The 21,348-nt window shown below is 38.5% G+C and carries 20 protein-coding genes; 12 read left to right on the forward strand and 8 right to left on the reverse strand.

Going from position 1 to position 21,348, the window contains the following annotated elements; genetic code table 11:
* The first annotated feature begins 18 nt into the window (after positions 1-18).
* On the forward strand, positions 19-1,824 hold the full coding sequence (locus BG04_RS13035; protein WP_034654692.1) for an ATP-binding protein: 1,806 nt from the start codon (positions 19-21) through the stop codon (positions 1,822-1,824).
* Between the two features lie 27 nt (positions 1,825-1,851).
* On the opposite strand, the gene map is transcribed toward BG04_RS13035, so the two are convergent.
* On the reverse strand, positions 1,852-2,598 hold the full coding sequence (gene map / locus BG04_RS13040) for a type I methionyl aminopeptidase (protein ID WP_034654693.1): 747 nt from the start codon (positions 2,596-2,598) through the stop codon (positions 1,852-1,854).
* 333 nt (positions 2,599-2,931) lie between these two features.
* Here map and BG04_RS13045 point away from each other — a divergent pair, with 333 nt between their 5' ends.
* The 4 genes from BG04_RS13045 to BG04_RS13060 all read left to right on the forward strand — a co-directional run bounded on the left by BG04_RS13045 (position 2,932) and on the right by BG04_RS13060 (position 7,435).
* Positions 2,932-3,996 carry a lactonase family protein gene (locus tag BG04_RS13045; protein WP_013081462.1) on the forward strand — a complete coding sequence of 355 codons (1,065 nt, stop codon included), beginning with the start codon at positions 2,932-2,934 and terminating at the stop codon, positions 3,994-3,996.
* Positions 3,997-4,248: 252 nt separating this feature from the next.
* Complete coding sequence (locus tag BG04_RS13050; RefSeq protein WP_034654695.1) at positions 4,249-5,262, forward strand: nitronate monooxygenase; 1,014 nt, start codon at positions 4,249-4,251, stop codon at positions 5,260-5,262.
* 63 nt (positions 5,263-5,325) lie between these two features.
* The gene (locus BG04_RS13055) at positions 5,326-6,147 is read left to right on the forward strand and encodes a MerR family transcriptional regulator (protein ID WP_034654697.1); all 822 of its coding nucleotides are present in this window, start codon (positions 5,326-5,328) and stop codon (positions 6,145-6,147) included.
* 67 nt (positions 6,148-6,214) lie between these two features.
* On the forward strand, positions 6,215-7,435 hold the full coding sequence (locus tag BG04_RS13060) for a multidrug effflux MFS transporter (RefSeq protein WP_034654699.1): 1,221 nt from the start codon (positions 6,215-6,217) through the stop codon (positions 7,433-7,435).
* Positions 7,436-7,475: 40 nt separating this feature from the next.
* On the opposite strand, the gene BG04_RS13065 is transcribed toward BG04_RS13060, so the two are convergent.
* Positions 7,476-8,129: a hypothetical protein gene (locus tag BG04_RS13065; protein ID WP_034654701.1), complete on the reverse strand. Its 654-nt coding sequence runs from the start codon at positions 8,127-8,129 to the stop codon at positions 7,476-7,478.
* 214 nt (positions 8,130-8,343) lie between these two features.
* Here BG04_RS13065 and BG04_RS13070 point away from each other — a divergent pair, with 214 nt between their 5' ends.
* The 7 genes from BG04_RS13070 (at position 8,344) to BG04_RS13100 (ending at position 15,259) form a co-directional block, all read left to right on the forward strand.
* Positions 8,344-8,865, forward strand: coding sequence for a M15 family metallopeptidase (locus BG04_RS13070; protein ID WP_034654703.1), 522 nt, complete (start codon positions 8,344-8,346; stop codon positions 8,863-8,865).
* A gap of 466 nt (positions 8,866-9,331) precedes the next feature.
* Positions 9,332-10,060 carry an amino acid ABC transporter ATP-binding protein gene (locus BG04_RS13075; RefSeq protein WP_034654705.1) on the forward strand — a complete coding sequence of 243 codons (729 nt, stop codon included), beginning with the start codon at positions 9,332-9,334 and terminating at the stop codon, positions 10,058-10,060.
* A 21-nt stretch (positions 10,061-10,081) separates the two neighbouring features.
* The gene (locus BG04_RS13080) at positions 10,082-10,897 is read left to right on the forward strand and encodes a transporter substrate-binding domain-containing protein (RefSeq protein ID WP_034654707.1); all 816 of its coding nucleotides are present in this window, start codon (positions 10,082-10,084) and stop codon (positions 10,895-10,897) included.
* A gap of 74 nt (positions 10,898-10,971) precedes the next feature.
* Positions 10,972-11,610: an amino acid ABC transporter permease gene (locus tag BG04_RS13085; RefSeq protein ID WP_034654709.1), complete on the forward strand. Its 639-nt coding sequence runs from the start codon at positions 10,972-10,974 to the stop codon at positions 11,608-11,610.
* A gap of 14 nt (positions 11,611-11,624) precedes the next feature.
* Complete coding sequence (locus BG04_RS13090) at positions 11,625-12,275, forward strand: amino acid ABC transporter permease (protein ID WP_034654711.1); 651 nt, start codon at positions 11,625-11,627, stop codon at positions 12,273-12,275.
* A 223-nt stretch (positions 12,276-12,498) separates the two neighbouring features.
* The gene (locus tag BG04_RS13095; protein ID WP_013055076.1) at positions 12,499-13,854 is read left to right on the forward strand and encodes an amino acid permease; all 1,356 of its coding nucleotides are present in this window, start codon (positions 12,499-12,501) and stop codon (positions 13,852-13,854) included.
* 127 nt (positions 13,855-13,981) lie between these two features.
* Complete coding sequence (locus BG04_RS13100; RefSeq protein WP_034654713.1) at positions 13,982-15,259, forward strand: DUF445 domain-containing protein; 1,278 nt, start codon at positions 13,982-13,984, stop codon at positions 15,257-15,259.
* A gap of 38 nt (positions 15,260-15,297) precedes the next feature.
* Here the strand turns inward: BG04_RS13100 and BG04_RS13105 are convergent, their stop codons facing one another.
* The 6 genes from BG04_RS13105 to BG04_RS13130 all read right to left on the reverse strand — a co-directional run bounded on the left by BG04_RS13105 (position 15,298) and on the right by BG04_RS13130 (position 21,219).
* Positions 15,298-15,837 (reverse strand): PepSY domain-containing protein, encoded by a 540-nt coding sequence (locus BG04_RS13105; RefSeq protein WP_034654714.1) that lies wholly within the window; start codon positions 15,835-15,837, stop codon positions 15,298-15,300.
* Positions 15,838-15,970: 133 nt separating this feature from the next.
* Positions 15,971-16,546, reverse strand: coding sequence for a PepSY domain-containing protein (locus tag BG04_RS13110; RefSeq protein WP_034654715.1), 576 nt, complete (start codon positions 16,544-16,546; stop codon positions 15,971-15,973).
* Between the two features lie 72 nt (positions 16,547-16,618).
* Positions 16,619-17,965 (reverse strand): HAMP domain-containing sensor histidine kinase, encoded by a 1,347-nt coding sequence (locus BG04_RS13115; RefSeq protein WP_034654716.1) that lies wholly within the window; start codon positions 17,963-17,965, stop codon positions 16,619-16,621.
* 3 nt (positions 17,966-17,968) lie between these two features.
* Positions 17,969-18,661: a response regulator transcription factor gene (locus tag BG04_RS13120; RefSeq protein WP_034654717.1), complete on the reverse strand. Its 693-nt coding sequence runs from the start codon at positions 18,659-18,661 to the stop codon at positions 17,969-17,971.
* Between the two features lie 81 nt (positions 18,662-18,742).
* Positions 18,743-20,497: a sensor histidine kinase gene (locus tag BG04_RS13125; RefSeq protein WP_034654719.1), complete on the reverse strand. Its 1,755-nt coding sequence runs from the start codon at positions 20,495-20,497 to the stop codon at positions 18,743-18,745.
* On the reverse strand, positions 20,494-21,219 hold the full coding sequence (locus BG04_RS13130) for a response regulator transcription factor (protein WP_034654720.1): 726 nt from the start codon (positions 21,217-21,219) through the stop codon (positions 20,494-20,496). The genes BG04_RS13125 and BG04_RS13130 overlap by 4 nt, the downstream gene beginning before the upstream one ends.
* Between the last annotated feature and the right edge of the window lie 129 nt (positions 21,220-21,348).

The following is a 21,348-nucleotide window of genomic DNA, read 5'->3' on the forward strand; positions in this document are numbered from 1 at the left end:
AAAAAGAAAGAGATGATTATGAATCAATTATTTCGCAACATGTCATTCCGTAGCCAAATATTAACGATTCTTCTTTTGATTACATTTATGTTAAGCGGGTTCTCTTTAGTTTTAGTACATGCCATTGATAAAATGAATCATGTAAGCAACGAAATTAAAGATGAAGATGTTCCTCAAATGGTGTGGCTTTCTTATTGGGAAGAGCAGCTGAACATAAAAGAATACATTGTGAAAAATAATCTAAAGAACCCCACTGTCTCTTTGATAGAAGAATATCAATCATATGATACAAGAGTTATTGAAGACAATGAAAAGTATAAGCAGCCTGTGCCAAAATCGTTGATTCCACTGAAGGAAAAAATTGAGCTGCTTGATTTTAAGATTTCTAATAACGTGCAGGGACTGTTGAAGTACGGAGATATAGAGGGAGCAAAAGAGTATCTTAAGAGAAATTATTTGCCGGATCTGCACCAGATAAAAAAAGATATTAATAGTTCAAAAGAAGAGACGGTTGATTCACTTGATACACTATCAGATACACTGTCTGTCATTATTAAAGATTCATTATTTTTACTATTAATTTTAACCGTAAGTGCTATTGTGGCTTCTCTTTATGTTTCTTATCGCATGAGTGCGAGCCTTACGAAACCAATTGAACAAATGATTGAAAAAGTGAATGACATTGCAGACGGAGAATACGGTCTTGTTCTTCAAGACACAAAGCAAATTGAGCTGAAGCAGCTTTCGGCTTCTATCAATCAAATGTCGGTTAGTTTAGAAGATTCATTTTGGAAAATCATTAAAGATAAAGCGTATCGCCAGCAGATTTTAAATTCACTGCCTGTTGGAATTATCACAATGGAAGATGAGACAAATAGTATATTTGCCAATACCTCAGCAAAGCAGTTTTTAGATCTCGACGAAAAGGATATTTGCGGGTATATGGAAGAATGTCCTGAATATAATACTGAATTTTGGAGCATGTTGAATTCGGGAGAAATTCACGAAAATAAAAAAGTGTTATTTGGCACGAAAGATACGTGCTATTGCTTTTTAGTCTCTCAAACGCAGCTGTTTAATGAGAAGAACGAGAGCATCGGAAGAATTTTTTATTTTATTGATATATCGGATACCGAAGAATTAGAAAAGCGAATGCATCAGTCTGAAAAACTTGCCCTGGTTGGAGAAGTGGCAGCCGGAGCTGCTCATGAGATTCGTAATCCTCTTGCCGTGATTCATGGATTTATATCTCTTATGAATCAGTCTCTTTCTGATGAGGAGAAAAAGCGTTTTTACCTGCCTCTGCTTATGAAAGAGCTAGAGAGGATTAATTACATCATCGAAGAAATGCTGTTGTTATCAAAACCAGGGACTCCGGTGATGAAAAAAGTCAGCATGCAGGATATTATTAACGAGCTATTGCCTTTGATTACTCACTCAAGTAAATTTACAGAAAAAGATAAGCTTATCTTTGATGTGAAACTGCAGCCGCATATACTAAAGGTAGATGAAAAACAAATCAAACAAGTTCTTCATAATTTAATTCGAAACAGTATGGAAGCCATGGATGGTGAAGGAGTCATTACAATCTATTCACAGGTTCATGATGATAATTATTGTCTGTATATTGAAGATAATGGAAAAGGAATTCCTTTGCATATGCAGCAGTCGCTGTACCAGCCGTTTTCCACTTCAAAAGATAGCGGAACAGGTCTTGGTCTGCCAATTGCTCAGCGTATTCTAGAAAGCCACAGAGGACAGATTAAATTATTATCTACTTCTTCCCGCGGCACAGTTTTTGTTATTAAACTTCCTCTACATTAAGAAAACAGCCTCAAAAGGGCTGTTTTCTTAATGTGCCGTTAAAATAAGAGGACCGTTTTTCGTAATCGCAAGCGTATGTTCAAATTGAGCGGATAATTTACCATCTGTTGTACGAGCAGTCCAACCGTTTTTATCCATTTTAGAATGCCATGTACCAGCGTTTACCATTGGCTCAATTGTAATAACCATACCTTCTTTTAAACGTGTACCTTTGCCAGCTTTTCCATAGTGAAGAATTGTAGGCGCTTCGTGCATGGTATTTCCAATTCCGTGTCCTGTGAAGTCGCGTACCACAGAGAATTTTTCGCCTTCTACATAGCTTTGAATAGCGTGGCCAATGTCACCTGTGCGATTTCCTGGCTGTGCCTGCTCGATTCCTTTTAAAAGCGCTTCGTATGTAACATCTACTAGACGCTGCGCTTCGTCTGAAATCTCTCCAACGGTATGAGTCCATGCGGAATCTGCTAAGCCTCCGTTTAAATTTACAACCATATCAATGGTTACAATATCCCCGTCTTTTAACGGTTTAGTTGTTGGAAAACCGTGGCAAATTTCATCATTTAAAGAAGCGCACGTTGCATATTGATATCCTTTGTATCCTTTTTGTTCCGGCGTTGCTCCGTGCTTTGCTAAGTACTCTTCAACAAATTTATCAATTTGCATTGTTGTTACGCCTGGTTTGATCATTTTAGCGATTTCTTTATGACAAGAAGCTAATAATTTACCTGCTTCGTGCATTAAATTAATTTCGCGTTCACTTTTTAATGTGATCATTGTTGTTCACTCCTTTTTTGATGTAACTTTACGAAAAAAGTTGAGCAGCGGTTATAGCGATGGAAGTCGACTATTCATCAGTTCATTCTTCTTTATTTGAAAATCTAAGAAATACAGGAACCGTCTGCTATTGGGCGATATAAAATCATCCTTAATCATAACGCCCAATGGTAGGAAAATGCAAGATGCAGGCTTTAAAAGGAAGGGTTTGACGATAGGCATGTAGGGAAAACTGATAAATGAACGTTGAATTGGAGCATTCTCTATAACAAATGCGATATGATATAGTAAAATAAATGAAACAAAACAATTCTTTAGGAGGGGTATAGGAAAATGAGTGAACATGGAAAATTTATTGGGTTTGCAGGTACATATACAAAAGCAGGCAGTGAAGGTGTCTATACATTTACGTTAGATACGAAGGCTAAAAAGATTGTAGAAGTAAAAGCCGTGGCTAAAATTGAAAATCCTACATACTTAAATGCAAGCAAAGACAACAAACATCTTTATACAGTTATTAAAGAAGGAGAAAAAGGTGGAGTAGCTGCTTTTAAGATTGATCCAAACACAGGGCAATTAAAATTTGTAAACAGACAGCTGCTAGACGGTGCGCCTCCTTGCTACGTTTCAGTGAATGAAGATAATACGCTTGTTTTATCTGCTAATTTTCATAAAGGGAGCGTTGAGACGTATTCTGTTAATGAAGAAACAGGAGAAATTGAATATGTAGCATCCGTAGTGGAACATCCTCATTCAGACCTCAAAAAAGGACAAAAAGGAAAACCACACGTACACTATGCCGATTTTACTCCTGGAGAAAAGCACGTGGCCGTAGTGGACTTAGGTATTGATGAAATCGTGACATATGAAGTGGAAGATAATAAATTGAAGGAAGTCAACAGTCTTTCTACATCTGTTGGTTCGGGCCCTAGACATTTAACGTTCCATCCAAATGGCCGCTATGCCTATGCAATGACAGAATTCAGCTCTGAAGTTTTATTTTTAACTTATGACGAAAGCAAAGGAAGCTTTACTCAACAACAAGCTACTTTAGCGATCCCGGCTGATTTTACAGAAAATAATCAAGGGAGTGCGATCCACATTTCTTCAGACGGCCGCTTTGTCTATGCAGGAAACCGCGGACATAACTCCATTGCAACATTCAAAGTAGATCAGGATTCTGGACAGTTAACATTCGTAGAATGGACAGGAACTGAAGGCGACTGGCCGCGCGATTTTGTTTTGGATCCAACAGAACAATTTATTGTGGCTTCTAATCAAGAAACAGGAAACTTGGTACTGTTTGAAAGAGACCAAGAAAGTGGAAAGCTAACGCTTCTTCAATCTAACGTCACGGTTCCAGAAGCTGTGTGCGTAAAGTTCCTCCACTACAAGTAATCGATGTAGAAAGTCAGACCTGATCCAAAAACAATCAGGTCTGGCTTTCTAAACCTAAGCGGATGTCACTCCCCTTGCGGGGTTAGTGCCATCCGCTTAGGTGAACCTTTGAGGGAATAGTCAGGTAGTGCGCGTTCCTTAGCATCATTTATAATCTATCTATATATGGAAGAAAAGCCCTTTTGGAGGGCTTTTTTTTCTGGGGTTATAGTAGAATGAAGAGAGAACGCATGAAAGGCTGAGGTGATAAGTGTGAAAAATATATGTGATTATCCAATTGTACAAGCTCCCATGGCAGGAGGAGTTTCGACGCCTAAACTAGCTGCAGCAGTATCTAATAGCGGAGGGCTAGGGTTTTTAGCTGCGGGATATAAAAGTGCGCGTGAATTGGAGCAAGAAATTACAGAGATGCACTCACTTACGAAAAAAACTTTTGGAGTGAATCTGTTCGTTCCGACAAATGAAAAAATAGCAGTTGATGCACTTGATTGTTACCAAAAAGAACTGTCAAAAGCAGCTGAATATTTGGAGTGTCAAGTTGGTATACCAAAGAATGATGATGATGAATGGAATGCCAAGCTCGACATCATTCAAAAACATCGAGTACCTGCTGTGAGCTTTACATTTGGGTGCCCGGATCGAGAGATTGTAGCAAGTTTAAAAGGAATTGGAAGCCATGTTTTCGTTACGATTACAACACCTCAAGAAGCCGAAGTGGCTTTGAGAGCAGGAGCGGATGCCCTATGTTTGCAAGGAATTGAAGCCGGCGGCCATCGATCTACTTTTTTAGAGAGTTCGGTGGATTACCCGCTTATGAAATTGCTAAAAGAAGTTCGCTCAATCACTAAAAAGCCATTGATTGCTGCGGGAGGGTTGATGACGGGATCTGACATCAAACGTGTGTTACAAGAAGGAGCTTCTGCCGCTCAGTTAGGTACGGCTTTTATTTGTTGTCCAGAAAGCGGAGCGAGTGCTCTTCATAAAGAAAGCATTCTTCAAAAGCGTTTTAATGAAACAGGTGTCACACGAGCTTTTACAGGGAAACGTGCTAGAGGATTTGTGAATGCCTTTTTTATTTCCTATGATAAATCAGCACCATCCGCCTACCCTCATATTCATTACATGACAAAGCCTATTCGAGCAAAAGCTACACAAATGAATAATTCAGAGTATGCTTCTTTGTGGGCAGGAACTGGATTTACGCTGGCAAAAGAACTGCCTGCACATCTTATTGTGGAAGAGCTTGTACAAGAACTAAATGAATGATGAGAATTAAGGTGTTGCTTGCTTTAAGCGCAAGCAGCTTTACATAAAGAAGGTGAACTTATAGTGCAAAACAAATTTACGATTGGACAAATGGCTAGACTGCATGATATTTCGGTTAAAACACTTCGCTATTATGATGAAATTGGTCTATTTGAGCCTTACGAAGTTGATCCACAAACCGGTTATCGATATTATACGTTAGAACAATTTAAGAAATTAGATATCATTGTCTATTTAAAGCTGATGGGAGTTCCGTTAAAAGAAATTAAAAGAAAGATGGAGCACAGCAGCTTGGATGAATTTATTGAAACTTTAGCGGAATATCATCAGGTAACAAAAGAAAAAATTCGTCACCTTCAAAGAGTGAATGCGCAGTTAACAACTCGAATGAAGGAATTAGAACAGACGAGACATATTAACCAAATAGGAGCCCCGTTCATCAAACACCTTTCTTCTCGTGAGGTTGTTCAAGTAAAAGCGGAGGTAGGCACGTTAGACGGGACTGAAAGTGTTCTGCGTGATTTAAAAAAGAAAATTAGTCATATTACCCCGATTATGATTGGGAAAGTAGGGTTTATGCTATCGGTAGAAAACACGAAAAAACAACAGTTTACAGATTACGATGGCATTTTTTTATTGGTCGAAAGCGATATTTCTTTTAAGCATGAACTCGTTACGTTAATACCTGAAGGCGATTACGCATCTATTTATATGAGAGAAAAGAGAGATACCACAGGAGTCTATTACGATGCGTTACTGAACTTTATTAAAGCGGAAGGATACAAAGCAGAAGGACCTTTTTTAATTCGGCGAATTGTAGATTCCTTTATTTCTCATCATGAAGAAGAGCGGCTGACTGAAATTCAAATTCGAATTACGTCTTGACTATCCAGTAGCTGGAGGGTTTAAGATGAGACTATTGTAGAACTGCTGAAGGGAGAGACAACAATAGATGAATCAACAAAGTATTTCCCAAGGAATGTCTTTAAGCCGAGGAAATCGCATTTTATTTATTTTAATTTTGGGTTCACTGAGCGCATTTGGACCGTTATCAATCGATATGTATTTGCCAGCGCTGCCGACGCTTGCGAAAGAATTGCATACTTCAGCTTCTTTAGCGCAGGTCAGTCTGACAGCTTGCTTATTGGGCTTAGCATTTGGGCAAGTGGTCATGGGGCCATTCAGTGATATTCGCGGAAGGAAAAAGCCGCTTGTAGCAGCATTAATCACCTATGCAGTTGCATCTGTTTTATGCGTGTTTGCACCGTCTATTTGGATTTTTATCGTTTTGCGATTTATTCAAGGTATGGCAGGAGCAGCAGGAATGGTTATTTCAAGAGCAAGCGTGCGAGACTTGTTTTCAGGTTCGGATTTAACAAAGTTTTTTTCTATGCTTATGCTCGTAAATGGGTTAGCTCCTATTTTGGCTCCGGTTGCTGGCGGACAGCTGCTGACGATTATGTCGTGGCGAGGAGTATTTGGTGTGCTAGCAGTGATTGGTGCACTAATGTTTTTTGCCGTTTTATTTGGTTTAAAAGAAACGCTTCCGCTCGAACGCCGTAAAGAAGGCGGATTAACAGAAGTACTGCGTACATTTGGCGTATTGCTAAAAGATGGTGTCTTTGTGGGATATGCGCTGGCGCAAGGTTTTATTATGAGTGCCATGTTTGCTTATATTTCAGGTTCTACATTTGTCCTTCAAGATATTTATGGCCTGTCTCCGCAGATGTTCAGCTTTGTTTTTGCTATTAACGGTTTTGGACTCATTATAGCTACTCAAGTGACAGGACGTTTAGCGGGTAAAATAAAAGAAGCTACTCTTCTTATGTATGGGTTGCTTCAAGCAGCCGTTGGAAGCGTGATTTTAGTGGCCGTGATTGCTACTCACATGTCCGTTATTTTGGTCTGCATCTTGCTTTTCTTTGTAGTATCGAGCGTAGGAATTGTGAACACAACCGTTTTTTCACTCGCTATGGAAAATCAAGCTTCGAATGCGGGAAGTGCTTCAGCGCTTCTAGGGTTGCTTCCGTTCTTGCTCGGAGCAGCCGTAGCTCCTCTTGTTGGTCTTGGAGGAGGGCAAAATGCTCTGCCGATGGGCATTGTGATTATGGTCTGTGATTTATTAGCATTAGGTGTGTACATGACGTTAGTGAGAAGGAAAACTGCATCATAAAAAAGCTACTTGGCTTTCAACAGCCAAGTAGCTTTTTTAGTTATTGAGCTTTGTGCTCGTGATTTTCAAACGGTATTGTAACGCCAAGCTTTTGAATTTCTTTTTTTGCATTTTCCAAAATGGTTTCAGCTTTCGCTTTTGTTTCAGCATCTACCCCGCTTAGAAAATCTTTCTTTTTATCAGGAAAATTCACGCCAAGTTCCTTTAATTTGGCTTCCGCTTGTTCCTTAGTCAGCGTGCCGTCGCGAAGCTGATCCATAATAGCCTTCGCTTTTTTCTTTGTAGCCGCATCTAAATTGTTAAAAGGACCGCCTTTATGTTCAGGCAAGTTCACGCCAAGTTCCTTTAATTTGGCTTCCGCTTGTTCTTTAGTCAGCGTGCCGTCGCGGAGCTGATCCATAATAGCTTTCGCTTTTTTCTTTGTAGCCGCATCTAAATTGCTGAAGGGGCTGTCTTTGTGCTGAGGCAAGTTTACGCCGAGTTTCTGTAATTTTTCCTGTGCTTTTTTCATAATATCATCAACTTTTTGTTGTGTTGCATCATCCATATTTGTTGTACTGCCATTTGTTCGCTCTACAACTGTTGAAGAGCTTGTTTCATTTTTGCTTGCTGCAAATGCCGTGGAATTTGCAGCTGCCATAACTCCTAGTGTTAAACCGCTTGCCATGATATAACCGAATAGTTTCTTTTTCATGCTGTTGTCACTCCTTAAAAGTTATAGGGGTGTGGTACAGAGCTGTCCACAATTGTTAATGTAACCACCAATAGTGAAAAAATGGTGAAAATAGATAAAAAACGAAAAAATATAGACGTGTGTTGAACACTACGGCTCTTTTATTGGATAACAAAATGAAATTCGATATGATTTTATCTAAACAGCAGCAAAAAAGAATGGAGACTTTATATAGATGAACATTCTTAAAAAATTGGGAATAGCTTTGATAGTTGCGATAGCGGTAAGCCTGGTATTTTTGTTTCGCGATGAGTTAAAGCCTGGGCCAACGCTAGAAGATTTTTCAGGAGCAACTGAGTTGCATCCTGTCGTAGAAGAAAAGAAAAATAAACTTGTTCAACAAGCAAGTGACCAAGGAATCTCAATTGTCATTACGGAAGGTTTCCGTTCAAAAGAAGAACAAGATAAGCTTTATGCAAAAGGCAGGACGGAAGAAGGCAATATTGTTACCTACTCAAAGGGCGGCCAGTCTTATCATAACTATGGACTAGCTATTGATTTTGCTATTCAGTTAAAAGACGGACGAGTTATTTGGGATATGGAATATGACGGTAACAATAACAATCAGTCTGATTGGATGGAGGTTGTAGATATCGCAAAAAATTTAGGGTTCGAATGGGGAGGAGACTGGCAAGGTTTTAAAGACTATCCGCATTTTCAAATGAGTCCGGAAAATATAACAAACCGCACACGCTAACAAAGCGTGTGTTTTTTTGAGGGGTAATATAATTTCGCTATATTTATGTCAGAACCTCTAACACGACTTAAGGCTTGTACTTTCTTTTTTTATTAATTTATAGATACTAGGTTTTTATATATCACTATAACAAAAATGCCGATAGGAAGTTAGTAAGAGGTAGGATTGTAGAGAACTGTTTCATAAAAACGAAAGACAATTCGTATAAAGATACGCGTTAACTAATATAATCTATTGATTAAGCTTATACAAGTACCTTCAGCCTAGCGAACGTATACTTACATATCGGCAGCTACCGACAAAACCTTTTGTTTTTCTAGCATATTTTATTTGAAGATAGTTCATTTTGATTACAAAAAAGAGATAATTTGTCAACTATTGACTTTATTCTAAGGGTAAGAATATAATTTTTAACATATTTTAAAAATTTTAAATATTTAAACTTTTACAGATTAGGAGGGAGAAAATGATTGTTTTTAAGGGAGTGAATAAATATTACGGTGATTTTCACGTACTAAAAGATATCAATTTAACAATTAAAAAAGGCGAAGTAGTCGTTGTAATTGGCCCTTCGGGTTCGGGGAAAAGTACGATGCTGCGCTGCATAAATTATTTAGAAACAATATCTAATGGACAGTTAACGGTAAATAATATATTGGTCGCGGATAAAAAAACAAATATTAATAAACTGCGCCGCAATATAGGTATGGTGTTTCAGCATTTTTATTTATATCCGCATAAAACAGTTTTAGAAAATATCACTTTAGCACCTATGAAAGTATTGGGACAGTCGTCAGAAGAAGCTAAGAAGACAGCCCTATACTATTTAAATAAAGTCGGAATCGGTGAAAAAGCTAACGCCTACCCGTCCCAGCTTTCAGGCGGCCAGCAGCAGCGTGTAGCTATTGCGAGGGGACTTGCGATGAAACCAGAAATTATGCTTTTTGATGAGCCTACCTCTGCTCTTGATCCAGAAATGATTGGAGAAGTGCTGGATGTCATGAAAACATTGGCTAAAGAAGGAATGACCATGGTAGTTGTAACTCATGAAATGGGGTTTGCAAAAGAAGTAGCGGACCGCATTGTATTTATGGATCAAGGAAAAATCTTAGAAGAGGCAACTCCGGCTGAGTTTTACGAAAACCCGCAAGAAGAAAGGGCACGTTTATTTCTTAGCCGTATTTTAAATCATTAATTGTTTAATAGGGGGAGTAATATGAAGAAATCAAAAACGTTTTTAAAGGCAGCTGTGCTTTCATTAGCAGCGGCTATGATGTTAGCAGCTTGTGGAGGGAAAAGTGAAGAAACGAGTGGATCATCAGCTAAAAAAGATGCGCTCACTGAAATCAAAGACCGAGGGAAAATCGTCATCGGAGTTAAAAATGATACGCGTTTGTTTGGCTTAAAGAATCCAAAGACGGGTGAAGTAGAAGGTTTTGATGTTGATATTTCTAAGCAGCTGGCTAAAGAGATTTTAGGTGATGAAAACAAGGTGGAATTTAAAGAAGTTACGTCTAAAACAAGGGTTCCTCTTCTTCAAAAAGGAGATATTGATGCTGTTGTTGCGACAATGACTATTACAGATGAACGTAAAAAAGAAGTAGACTTTACGGATGTATATTTCCAAGCTGGACAGTCTCTGCTTGTGAAAAAAGGCAGTAAAATTAAAAGCGTTGATGATTTGAAGAAAGGTACTAAAGTGTTGGCTGTTAAAGGATCAACTTCAGCTATTAATATTCGCGGAAAAGCACCAGAGACAACGGTATTAGAGTTTGAAAACTATGCAGAAGCATTTACAGCTTTAAAATCTAAGCAAGGAGATGCTTTAACAACTGATGATGCTATTCTTTATGGAATGGCTGATGAAGATCCTTCTTATGAATTGGTAGGAAAGCCGTTCACAGAAGAGCCTTATGGCATTGCTGTGAAAAAAGGAAACAAAGAGCTAGTAGATGCATTAAACGATGCGCTTAAAAAGATAAAAGACTCTGGAAAATATGATGAAATTCACGACAAGTGGATCAAACAATAAGCGTACAGTTTTCTTTTCTCAGGATGAGCAGCATTATGCTCATCCTGCTTGTTTAGTTGAAAGGAGGAAGAAAATTGTTGGATTTTTCAATTCTGACGAACAATATGGATCTTTATTTAGAAGGTTTTAAGTACACCATTATCGCCAGTCTGATTGCTTTAGTGGCCAGTTTTGTACTTGGTACAATCATTGCGGTAATGCGAATAGCCCCTCTCAAAATAGTAAATGTAATTGGTACGGTCTATGTAGAGTTCATTCGTAATATTCCACTTGTGGTTATCGTTTTTTTTATTTTTATCGTGGCGGGAATCAGCGGTACAGCGGCCGGAGTGCTGGGACTAACTATTTATACGGCAGCTTTTATCGCCGAAGCTATACGAGCAGGAATTATGGCGGTTCCAAAAGGGCAACTTGAAGCGGCACGTTCATCCGGCCTTACGTACGGTCAGGCGATGCGATTCATTATATTGCCTCAAGCCATTAAAATCGTCATTCCTCCTCTAGGGAATCAATTTATTAATTTAGTGAAAAACTCATCCGTGTTAGGGATTGTTGCTGGTTTTGACTTAATGTATCAGGCAGATCTTGTTTCCTCTCGAACGTACGTAGTGTTTGATGTGTATATTTTTGTGGCTTTGTTCTATTTAGTTCTAACCATTCCGTTGAGTTTAGGAGTGGGTTATCTTGAAAAACGTCTTGGTAAAGCAAGCTGAAAGGAGTGAAAGTGATGAATTTTATGGGTGCTTATTCTCCCGATCATCTTTCCTTCTTAATGGAAGGATTTTGGGTCACTTTAAAAGTAGCATTCATTTCGATTGTATTAAGTTTTCTTATTGGAAGTATAGTAGGTATTTTAAGGTATGCCCGCATTCCAGTTCTGTCTCATGTACTCGCTTTTATCGTAGAAATTATCCGGAATTTGCCGCTGCTTTTAATCATCTTTTTTACATACTTTGCTTTACCTGAAATTGGAATTGATATGGAAATTACGTCAGCAGCGATTGTGGCCCTCACTGTATTTGAATCTGCTATGATTTCAGAGATTATCCGAAGCGGATTAAAATCAATTGAAAAAGGACAAATCGAAGCGGCGCGATCATCAGGTTTAAACTATTATCAAACGCTTCGTTTCATTGTGCTGCCCCAAGCTTTGCGGAGAATGGTACCTCCTTTAGTTAGTCAATTTATTTCCTTATTGAAAGATACGTCGCTTGCAGTAGTGATCGCACTTCCTGATTTGCTGCATAACGCTCAAATCATTTACGGCCAGAAACAAAGTTACGTGGTGCCGATGTTTCTAATCATCGCGGTGATGTATTTTATTGTAAACTATGCTTTATCCATCATTGCACGAAGACTAGAAGTCACAAGGGTATAGATACTCTTGTGACTTTATTTTTGGAAAATAAATAACATTGACAATGTATTGATTCAACGCATAAAATGACTAAAGTAACAGTGGTAAAATCAGATCATTTTCATTCATCATAGAGAAGAAAAACAGTGTTGGTTCACCCCCTACTGAATATCCGGTAGGGTTTTTTGCGCAAGAAGTGATTTGGTTAAACTAACACGTAAAATGAACAGAAGGGACGGGCATCATGGAAAAACAAGATCAAAATTTAAAAAAAGGTCTGTTGCCTCGCCATGTGCAGCTCATTGCGCTTGCCGGTATGATTGGGACAGGCATTTTTAAAGGCAGTGCTGATACGCTAGGTATTGCAGGACCAAGTGTTGTACTGGCGTATTTATTTGGTGGTCTTATCTTATTTATTGTAATGACAGCATTGGCGGAGATGGCAATTGTCTATCCGAATATGAACGTACAAAATTTAGTGCATAAGGCATTCGGTACGCAAACCTCTTTTATTGTAGGGTGGTTGTACTGGGTGAACTGGATTGTCGTGACAGTTGTTGAACTGCTAGCGGGGGGAAGCTTTTTGAAGTTTTGGTTCCCTTCTGTACCTCTTTGGCTCTTAAGCTTTCTCTGTGCAGTGCTGATTGTAGGGATGAATTTATTTCAAGTGAAGTATTACGGAGAAATTGAGTTTTGGTTTGCCGGTATTAAAGTAATTGCTCTTACTGCTTTTATCATTTTGGGAGCTTTCATTTTATTCGGTGTAATTCCAAGTGATGTGCAAAACCCTTGGGCAAATTATACGGCTCATGGAGGCTTTTTCCCTCACGGCATGAGCGGTGTGCTGAGTGCCTTTTTAATTGTAATGTTCTCTTACGGCGGAGCTGAATTAATTGGTGTGGCCGTAACGGAAACAAAAGATGTGAAAAACGTCTTACCGAAAGTGATCAAAGGCACAGTATGGCGAGTGATTGGTTTTTATATTTTGCCTATTTTAATTATTTGCGGCCTTATGCCCTGGAATTCTGTATCCGGACAAGACAGTCCATTTGTCCAAGTTTTTAGTATCACCGGACTGCCGGGTGCGGCTCATATTATGAACTTCGTTTTATTGACGGCCGTTTTATCAGCAGCGAATTCAGGAATGTATGCAACTTCTCGTACGCTCTATGCTATGGCTCAAAGCGGAGAAGCATCAAAGCGCTTCTTGAAAGTTTCGAAAAACGGTATCCCGATTAATGGTTTGATGATTACGGCTGTTTGTATTTTAATGGGTGTGTTTTTAGCGTATAAGACGCCGGATAATGTAATTAGTTATTTAATGACTATTCCGGGTTTCACGATTATTCTTATTTGGGTAAGCATATGTTTAGCTCAATTAAAGTTGCGTAAAGGGTATAAAGAAAAGCCGTTTTTTGCCTTGAAGTGGTTTCCTTATACAACGCTTTTTGCAACAGCAGCACTGCTTGTTATTTTTGTATCGTTTATGTTTAATAAAAACAATGTGATTGGATCAAGCGTATGTGCAGTTATTCTCGTTGTACTCCTCATTTTTTCATTTATTAATAAAAGTCGAAAAGAAAAAAAGTTTGAAGTATAGCAAAAAGGCAATATACTAGAAAGACGAGGGTAAAAGCTTGTCTTTCTTTTTTTGCGGAAGTTTCTGTATCACGTTACATATTTCTAGATGAAATGTTTAGTTAAATAAATAAAGGATGAGGACTATAATGGAATCAAATAATGTATTTACAACAAACCCAAAGAAGAAATCAAAGCACTTAGCCGTGATTTCTTTGGCGATTATGGGAGTGGGCTTCGTTGCCACAATGCCTTTTGGTGATTCGATTTGGGGACGTTTGCTTCAAGGTGGATTCGAAGCTGGATTAGTCGGAGGACTAGCGGATTGGTTTGCTGTTACGGCTCTTTTTCGTCACCCTTTAGGCATTCCTATTCCACACACTGCGTTGCTTCCTAAAAACAGACAGCGTATTACAAGAGGGTTAGTCTCAACGCTTGAAAATGACTGGCTGTCAAAAGAAAGTATTCAAGAAAAAGTAAAAAGAATTGCGTTTACAAAGCGTTTGCTTCCAATTGTTCGAAAAGGTGTTCATTCGGAAACGATTCAAACAAAAGGAACAGCACTGCTTGTTGATGCCATTAATCGTGTGGATACAGAGAAAGTCGTTCCTATTATTGAAAAAGAGCTTAAATCATCGCTTTCAGCAATAGAGTTAAAGCCTATTGTGCATTCGATTGTTGGAGAAGTGGTAAAAAATCAGTATGATAAAAAAGCGCTTGATGTTCTTTTAAATAAAGGAGAGAGCTGGATTAAAAAAGAAGAAACGCAGTATCAGCTCGGAAGTATTGCTAAAAATGCGCTTGATAATATTGAGCTTGATGGTATTTTACAATTTGCTCTCAAATCATTTCAAAGCATGATTAATGAAGAGAAGCTAGGGTCTATTTTGCAAAATTTATTGCTTTCTATTACAGGGCGTCTTCGTAACGAAGAGGATGAATACCGCCTTGCTTTGGTAAATGGAATTAGAAAAGAGCTGCAAGGCTTGGAGCAGAATGAAGAACTTCTTGAAAAATTAGAAGCATGGAAACAAAAAACGATTAATGAATTAAATGTAACGAATAAATTAACAGAAATCGTCGATAAAATGAAAGCGAAAGTGACAGTATTCATTGAAAGCCCTGAATTTATGAAAAGCTACGCGGTTCCTTACGCAGAGAGCTGGCTGAATGCTCTTGAAAAGGATGCACAGCGTCAAGGAGCAATTGATACGGCTATTCAAAAGCAAATCATGAGCTTTGTAGAAGAGAATCATTCGAAAATTGGACAGCTTGTTCAAGAAAACTTAGATAAATTAGATGATGAAACACTTGTGGATATGATGGAAAACAATGTCGGAAAAGATTTGCAGTGGATTCGAGTGAACGGAGCTCTATGTGGATTCTTGATTGGTATTGTATTAACGGTTATTAAATTAGCGGTGTAAAAAAAGAAGCACGCTCCTTTTGGAGTGTGCTTTTTCTATTAATCATCTAGTTCTACACTGATTACGTTACCGTTTTTGGCATCTACTGAAACAGTTGCTTCACGTTTATCAGCTGTGTCAATTTCAATTTCATATACTAAACGGTTGTTTTCTTGGTCTAGATCCGTTTCATTGACGGTTCCTTTAGCACTCTTTAAAGCTGTTTTTATCGCTTGATCTAATGAAATAGCAGGGGAAATGTTTTGAAGTTCCTCTTCTTTCTCATCTTCATCGTCTTTTTGCTCTTCATCAAATTCAATGATTTTACCGCTGCTGCTGTCAATGTCTACATCGTATTCTTTATTCCCTTTTGTGACGTCTACTTCATATTGTTTAACGCCGTCATCTATGGCTAATTGGATATTTGTAATGTCGCCGCCGTCTGTTTTTTGAAGGGCAATGTCTTTTGCCTTTGCTTCTTCAATCGTTGTGGTTTGCTTCTTATCATTGCTTTTAGACTGGTCTGTCATTGCATATGCGCTTGCACCTAATCCACCGACTAGTACTGCACTGGCTAAAACGGTTGTAATAACTTTCATATGTTATGGCCTCCTCGATTTGTTGTTAAAACTATCTTAGCCAATGAACTTTAAAGGAAAAGAAGAAGAAGTTTAAAATTTTCTTAGAAATAAATAAAAATGGATAAAAAAAGCACAGCTTTCCGCTGTACTTTTAATCATCGTCAGTTTCATAGGTGATGGAATCTACATGTCCAGAGTAAGCATTGATCATCACTTTAGCTTCTCTTGTTTTAGACTGATCAATTTCGACTTCGTAGAAGATTTGGCCTTCTTCCTCTTCTATTTCAACTGAGGAAAACGTTCCTTTTACTTTTTGTAAAGCAATGTCTCTTGCTTGTTCCATTGAAATGAGAGGCTCGTCGGATGTAGGAGAAACTGGTGGCTGCTCGCTCTTTTTTTGCTCTTCTTCTATATTATTTTTAGTTTGAGTAGACGTTTGTTTCTCTACTTTTTGTTTGATTAATGACTGGACTTCTCCATTTTCTCCATTTACTGTGATGTGGTATGGAATATCATTTTTAAGCAAAGTGATTCGATAAATCGGTTCATCATCTTTTTGGGAAAAGCTTGCATTTTCAATAGTGCCGCCATATTTTTGCTGAATCATACTGCTGACGTCTGATTCCGATAAAATTGTATCAGGCCGATTCACTGCTTTTGCTATTCCGTAAAAGCAAGCTGAACCAACAGCAAGAAAAATAAGTATAAAAAGCACCGTTTTCTTCATACATTCACCTCCAGTATCTTAAAAAGTAGTATAGCAGGCAATTCTTAAAAATCTCTAAGAAAAGGCGAGAAATCAAAGAGGAAAGGAAACCGTTACTGATGTCCCTTTTCCTTCTTGGCTGTTAATCTCAATACGTCCGCTATGGGCTTCTACAATCTTTCGAGCAATGGATAATCCAAGCCCTGAACCACCGGTTTCTCGATTTCTTGCTTTATCTACGCGAAAAAAGCGTTCATATACGTTTGATAAGTCTTCTTTTGGAATACCGATTCCTTGATCTGTGACCGTAATCATAAAGCTTTCGCTTTTTGTTATAGTTACTTCCACTGCTTTTTCACTATATTTAATGGCATTATCTAAGAGGATGTACAGCAGCTGCTTTAAGCGTTTTTCATCCGCTGTTACGACGGGATGATCCGTTTTTATATTTAAATAAATGGTTCGTTCAAAAGCTTGTTCTAGATGCTTGATTGTTTGGTTACAGACGGCCGCCGCATCTACGTGTTCCATGTGAAGCTTCCACTGCGACTCATCTTTCGCAAGCACCAGCATTTGAGACGTAAGCTGTTTCATGCGTAAAGACTCAGAGTGAATGGCTTCGATGGCTTCTTCTAAAATATCTGGACGCTTCATTCCCCATCGTTTTAGCATATTGGCATAGCTTTCTACAACGGTAAGGGGTGTTTTTAATTCATGAGAAGCATCGGATACGAACTGCTCTTGTTTTTTATAGTTTTCCTCTAATAAATCCATCATATTATTGAAGGTATTGGCCATTTGATCTAACTCATCTTTAGAAGAAGAAGAGAGATCAATTTTTTTAAATGTGCGAGACACTTGAATTTCTTCCATAGTATGAATAAGAGATTTGATAGGCCGCAAAATAATTTTACTTAAAAGCCGTCCGGCAAATATGGTCGGAATTAATATAACAAGAGAGGCAATGAGCAAGATAAATTTTAATGTCTGCAGAGATTGTTCCACATCTGCCAGCTGTTCTGTGACTTCCAAAGAAACAACTTCGCCGTTCGTCCAAATGACGGGGGTATGCGAAATTGCGTATAGGTGGCCGTCGTCTTCTTTGATTGTTGTTTGTTCATTTGAATAATAAGAATAAGGCAAGTCCTGAAGCTCTTTCGTTTGATCAGTAACCGATACAACTAAAGGACCCCCTGATTTAGGCAAAATGCGAATCATTCCGTTAGGAGGCAAATAGGCACGAAGCAAATTGGCTTGTTTAACCGTCGCACTCGTTTGCTTTAGCCCATTTGTTACATTGCTTGTTTCTGCTTGCAAACGTTCCATTGCGTTGTCTTCCATGGTTTTCTTGAAAATGAAGTAAATCGAACTGTTTGCAATTACTAAGAGAATAAAAAGCAGGGCGGTTGATGTAAGGATAATCTTTGTTTGCAGTTTCATAAGCTACTCCTTCAGCATGTAGCCAACGCCGCGCACTGTTTGAATATAAGGTGTTGAAAATGGTGCATCAATCTTTTTGCGCAAATAACGAATGTATACGTATACAATATTGGTGTCTCCGTAGTAATCAAATCCCCACACGTTTGTAAGAAGCTGTTCAAAGCTCAGCACTTGATTGTTGTTTTGAAGCATATAGACAAGCAAATCATATTCTTTAGGAGTCAGCTCAATAGCTTCATTTTCACGCGTAACTTCTCGCGTTTTTTCGTTAACGACTAAATTGCCTAGTTGAAGAGTGGCTGTTTCTTGTTCAGCAGTCGATGTTGATGCAGGATGGCGAAGCCATACGCGAATGCGTGCAAAAAGCTCTTCAATTTGAAAGGGCTTTGTAATGTAGTCGTTTGCTCCTAAATCTAGTCCGCTTACCTTATCAGGAAGGGCGTCTCGAGCTGTTAATAAGATAACGGGCGTTTGATCATCATTTGCTCGAATGCGACGAAGTACTTCGAGTCCGCTCAGTTCAGGAAGCATCACATCTAAAAGCAGCAAATCCCAATCGTGTTCTTGAAACTCTGCCAATCCTTCTGTTCCCGTGTAAGCCATGCCCGTTTCGTACCCTTCATGTTCAAGCTCGAGCTGAATTAAACGAGCAATTTTGCGCTCATCTTCTACAATTAAAATTCTGCCTTTACTCAACAAAAATTCCCCCTTGTGTCTATGTATAGTTGCGTACATTATAGCACGGAGAGATTGGAGGTGTATAAAAACAGCCGGAGGTTAGTCCGGCTGCTGATCTACTGAAAGAGGAAGGTGCAAGATAATGGCAGTGCCTTCGTGAAGAGTAGATCTTACTTCGATATGGCCTTTATGAAGTTCACAAATAGCCTTTGCGATGCTCATGCCAAGTCCAGCACCTTCTGTTTTTTCCGTTGTATTTGTGCCGCGGTAATAGCGGTCAAATAAATTTTTCTGCGTTTCTTCATCCATTCCAATTCCATCATCTTGAATCGTAATCAAGACGCGGTCACTTTTTATCACGGTCGAAATTGTAATGGTAGTGTTCTTAGGGTTATGTTTAATAGCATTAAAAATTAAATTATCAAGCATTCGTTCAAACCAGCGCGGGTCAGCTTGAGTAAAAGGTTGAAGATGAGCGGGCACATAAGAGAAGTGAACATTTTCAATGGTTCTATCGTTAACGAATTTTAAAACAATATGCTGAAGTAATTGATGAACATCCACTTTTTTTGTTTCTAAAACAACCACGTTATTTTTAAGCTTAAAAGCCAGTGAAAAATCCTCTACAAGCTCCACCATGTATTCACTTTTATCACGGAGTGTTTGGCCAATTTCTTTTAACTCTTCTTCGTTCCAATTGTAATGGCCGCTTTCAAGCATATGCCCATATCCTTGAATCGTCGAAAGAGGTGTGCGCAAATCATGTGATATTCCCGTCATCCATTCTTCGCGAGTAGTTTCTAGCTGTTTTCGTTCTTTTTCAGCTAAGCTAAGCTGCTCCGCCATCTCATAAAAAGCTGTGATTACTTCTGAATACAGGCGATATTGAAAGCGTACTTTTCCATTCTTCCGAAAGACGCGCTTCCGCTCTTTTTCTGTTAGCACTTCTGAATAGTTTCCGCTTCCCATGCGCCCGAGCCAGCTGGTGAAGAGAAGTAAGGGTCCGCCGTAGCGAAAAGCGTTCCAGATGGAGAAAGCGATGGTGGCTATAAGAACGGAAACAGCCACGATGATGGAGATCATCCAAGCTTTTCGAATAATAGATTCATCAGTTATACTGTGGTGATTATTGGGAGTGTAAAAAATCCATGAAATTTTCTTCTTCGAGTCATGGAATACAGTAGCTGTTGAATCATATTTATCTTGTTCAATTTTTCGGGAAATAATTTCTAAAGGATCGTAACTTGTTTTTTCTTTAGACATTCTAATTGAAGCTAAGATATCACCTTTATCATTTAAAATTTGAAGCGAAGCATTTTTTTCTTTTAATGCCTTCTTGATAAGAGGAATATCGCTTTTTGGAGGCACACCTTCCTTATTATAGTTAGCATACATAGCATATAGCTGGTCTTTTAAATCACTTTTATAGCCCAAAATATAATAAGTAGGTGTAGTCAAAAAGGTATCAAGTTCTGTTACTACATTATAGTCTTTAAATTTTTTGGTTTTATCCATTTCTAATAACTCTGAAAGACCGTAGTGCTTAGGTAAGTCTTTTGGGGAGTTAATTTCTCCAATTACTTTTCCTTGTTTGTTCAGTACTTGGTACCATAGTCCTTCTTGTTTAAGTTGTTTTGCTAAATCATCTGAAACGGTTGCTTTTCCACCTTCAACTGTTGTATCCCCGGTTAACACGCTAAGTGATCCAGAGGGTAAGTCTCTTTTTATATCTTGCTTTGAAAGGTAATAAGCTAGAAACATTAAAGCGCAAAAAAGAACGCAGCAAACACATGCAATAATCGCAATAAACTGAAATGAAAAATGAAAGGTCAACCTTCTTTTAATGGATTTCATAGCGCTTTTCCGTTCACTAATTTATAGCCAAGCCCTCGTACCGTAACTAAATGTTTTGGGTTGCTAGGATTATCTTCAATTCGTTCTCGAATTCTTCGAATATGCACGGTTACTGTATTATCGTCTACAAACTGATTATATCCCCAGACGGCTTCAAGAAGCTGTGATTTAGAAAGAACAATATTCATATTTTTACAAAAGTGAAGAAGCAATAAAAACACTTGGGCGGGGCAAGAAACCGTTTGACCATCCACAATGAGTTCTCCTGCCGATTCATCTACAGTAAAACGATCAAACTCATAGCGATTTGACGATTGTGGTTCCGTTCTTATAGAAGTTCCTTCAGTCAGCACTTGCTTTCTGCGCAGTCGTGCTTTAATTCGTGCCGCAATTTCTAAAGGATTAAACGGCTTAGTTACGTAGTCGTCTCCTCCCATGGCGAAACCCGTTAGTACGTCCAGGTCGGATACTTTGGCTGTTATGAATAAAATATACGCGTTTGAGAGCTCACGAATTTTAGGACAGATATCAAATCCGCTTTGATCGGGAAGCATTACGTCCAACAAAATAATATCAATTGTTTGATTATGTAAAACATCCAGCGCTTCTTGAGCGGTGTGAGCTTTATAAATTTGGTTGAATCCTTCTTTTTTTAATACTGTCTCCAGCATTTTGACGATGGCAACTTCATCATCAACTAGCAATATAGACGCATCTTCCAACGTAAATCACCTCTGTTTCATTTCATACGTATTCGATTTTAGCATAAGAACATTACGAAAAGATTAACAAAATTGGAAAATGTTAAGGAAAAGATAATCTCCTGGTTATTTTCTTGAAAACTTCATTTC

The sequence above is a fragment of the Priestia megaterium NBRC 15308 = ATCC 14581 genome, from assembly GCF_000832985.1.
GTDB classification, from domain to species: Bacteria; Bacillota; Bacilli; order Bacillales; family Bacillaceae_H; genus Priestia; species Priestia megaterium.